The sequence below is a fragment of the Mesorhizobium sp. M7A.F.Ca.AU.001.01.1.1 genome (assembly GCF_004022735.1).
Taxonomy (GTDB): domain Bacteria; phylum Pseudomonadota; class Alphaproteobacteria; order Rhizobiales; family Rhizobiaceae; genus Mesorhizobium; species Mesorhizobium ciceri.
In genome coordinates, this window is the sequence record NZ_RZPF01000849.1 from 1 (window position 1) to 2,500 (window position 2,500).

The 2,500-nt window shown below is 61.8% G+C and carries 3 protein-coding genes; all 3 read right to left on the reverse strand.

Annotated elements, in window-relative coordinates:
- Positions 1–684: aspartyl/asparaginyl beta-hydroxylase domain-containing protein (locus EN884_RS32845; RefSeq protein ID WP_164895309.1), on the reverse strand; the 684-nt coding region annotated here is incomplete at its 3' end.
- A gap of 171 nt (positions 685–855) precedes the next feature.
- Positions 856–2,163 (reverse strand): replication-associated recombination protein A, encoded by a 1,308-nt coding sequence (locus tag EN884_RS32850; RefSeq protein WP_063168069.1) that lies wholly within the window; start codon positions 2,161–2,163, stop codon positions 856–858.
- 48 nt (positions 2,164–2,211) lie between these two features.
- Positions 2,212–2,500, reverse strand: a 289-nt coding sequence (locus EN884_RS32855; RefSeq protein ID WP_128361002.1) for a PDZ domain-containing protein, incomplete at its 5' end; no start/stop codon positions are given.

Below are 2,500 nucleotides of genomic sequence, written 5' to 3' on the forward strand. Positions count from 1 at the left end.
CATGAACACGCAGTAGCGGCGGCCGTCATACTCGTTGACCGAGCGATGCAGCAGCGTGTCGTCGAAGATGAACAGCGGATTGTCGTACCAGTAATTCTTGACGTTGCCGCACTCGACGAAAATCTCCGACTTCACCGGGATCAGATTGTAGAGGATGCGCAAGCTGAGCCGCAGCGGGCCGAAATGCCAGGACGTCGATTCGCGCTTGCTGAAGACGGAAACGGCGATGGTCTTGATGTATTTGAAATCCTTGTTGAACTCGGCGACGTTGTCGATCCTGTGCTTGCCGTACCACTGGTAGACATACATGCCGCGCCGGCCGGCGCCGAAATTGGCATCGATATCGGCGATGATCTCATCCTTGCGCGCCTTGAAGATGTCCAGGACCTCGTTGACCTCGCGCTGATAGTCGGCGGGAAACTGCTCCAGCTTCCACACGCCAGGATTTCTGTAGCACAAGAGGTCGACCAGCAGGTTGAACGGCGAAAGCAGCCAGGTGAACAGGCCGTTGCCGAGAAAATAGCCTGAGAACAGCGACAGATCCTTGCGGTCGTTGCGCAGCACGTCGATCAGGCCGCAGACGATGAAGATCGTCGTCAGGATGGGGATGAAATAGAAGCCAAGGGCGAGAAGCGGGATGGCAATGGCGAATTTGCGAAGGGATTTGCGAAGATTTTTTGTCATTTTTCCACGCGCCAAGCGCGATCCTGTTGCGAATGAGGTGCCCAAATCAAGGCAATGGCCACCGCCCGGTCGTGCGCCTTGATAAGGTTTTTTGGGTTACCACACAACGGCCCTGCTACCGCGGCCGGCTGGCTGCCTGCTGGATCTGGTCAATAGCCTCACGCAACCCGGCTATTCCCGCTCTTTGCGCAGCTTTGCCCAATAATCGAGCCGCTTCCTGATATCGCGCTCGAAGCCGCGCTCGGGCGGATCATAGAAGGTCTGGCGACCCATCTTCTCCGGAAAATAATCCTGCCCCGAAAAGGCATCCGGCTCGTCATGGTCGTAGCGGTAGCCCGCGCCGTAATCCTCCTCTTTCATCAGCTTGGTCGGCGCGTTGAGGATGTGCTTGGGCGGCAGCAGCGAGCCGTGTTCCTTGGCGGCCCGCGTGGCGGCCTTGAAAGCGTTGTAGACGGCGTTGGATTTGGGCGCGGTGGCGAGATAGACGGTGGCCTCGGCAAAGGCGAGTTCGCCCTCGGGCGAGCCGAGATAGTCGTAGGCATCCTTGGCGGCATTGGCGACGACAAGCGCCTGCGGGTCGGCAAGGCCGATGTCTTCCATGGCCATGCGCACCAGCCGGCGGCCTAGATAGAGCGGATCCTCGCCGGCATCGAACATGCGTGCGAGATAGTAGAGAGCCGCGTCAGGATCTGAACCGCGTACCGATTTGTGCAGCGCCGAGATCAGATTGTAATGGCCGTCCTGGCCCTTGTCGTAGATTGGCGCGCGGCGCTGGACGATGCGCTGCAGACCCTCGGAATCGAAGACCTCGCCGGGCTTGGCTGCTCGCCAGACTTCCTCTGCCAGGGTAAGAGAGGCGCGGCCGTCGCCATCGCTCATGCGGATGAGCATGGCCCGCGCCTCGTCGTCGAGCGGCAGCGCCCTGCCCTCGGTCTCCTCCGCCCGCGCCATCAGCTTGGAGATGCTCTCCTCGCCAAGCGAATGGAAGACCAGAACGCGCGCGCGTGACAACAAAGCGGCATTCAGTTCGAAGGACGGGTTTTCGGTCGTGGCGCCAACCAGCACGACTGTCCCGTCCTCCATGACCGGGAGGAAACTGTCCTGCTGCGCGCGGTTGAAGCGATGGATCTCGTCGACGAACAGCAAGGTCTGGCGGCCATTGGCACGGCGCAATTTGGCTGATTCGAACACCTTTTTCAGGTCGGCGACGCCGGAAAAGACAGCCGATATCTGCTCGAAGGCGAGACTCGTTTCACCGGCGAGCAACCGCGCCACGGTGGTCTTGCCGGTGCCGGGCGGCCCCCAGAAAATCATCGAGCCGAGCGAGCCGGAACCGATCAACCGGGTCAGCGCGCCGTCAGGCCCCGTCAGATGCTCCTGGCCGACGACCTCGCCAAGGTTCCTCGGCCGCAGCCTGTCGGCCAGCGGCCGCCCAGGCGGCGTCTTTTCCGGTTCATCGACGCTGAACAGATCGGCCATGCACTTCTTTTTCGTTGGAGCATGAGCCCGAATGCACGGAACCCAGCCCTAATAACGCAACACCTGACGCAGTATCTGCCCGCCGCGCTCGACCGTAAAGCGCCACCAGCGCGTATCCGTCTTGGCCGCCAGCTCCAGGGTCGCTGCGGTATCGATGGTGGTGCCGTTCACCTCGCGCACGATGTCGCCCGGCTGGAAGCCGAAATCGGCGGCCGGTGAATCGCGGTTGATGTCGACCACGGTGACGCCCTTGATGTCCGTGCGCAGGCCAAGCCGCTGCGCGAGCCGGGGCGACAGCTCCGCGACCTTGGCGCCCGAGAACGGGCTGCGGCCATGC

What these genes read in the sequence shown, in the direction of transcription:
- EN884_RS32850 (WP_063168069.1), bottom strand. Translation starts at nt 2,163, where the DNA reads ATGGCCGATCTGTTCAGCGTCGATGAACCGGAAAAGACGCCGCCTGGG.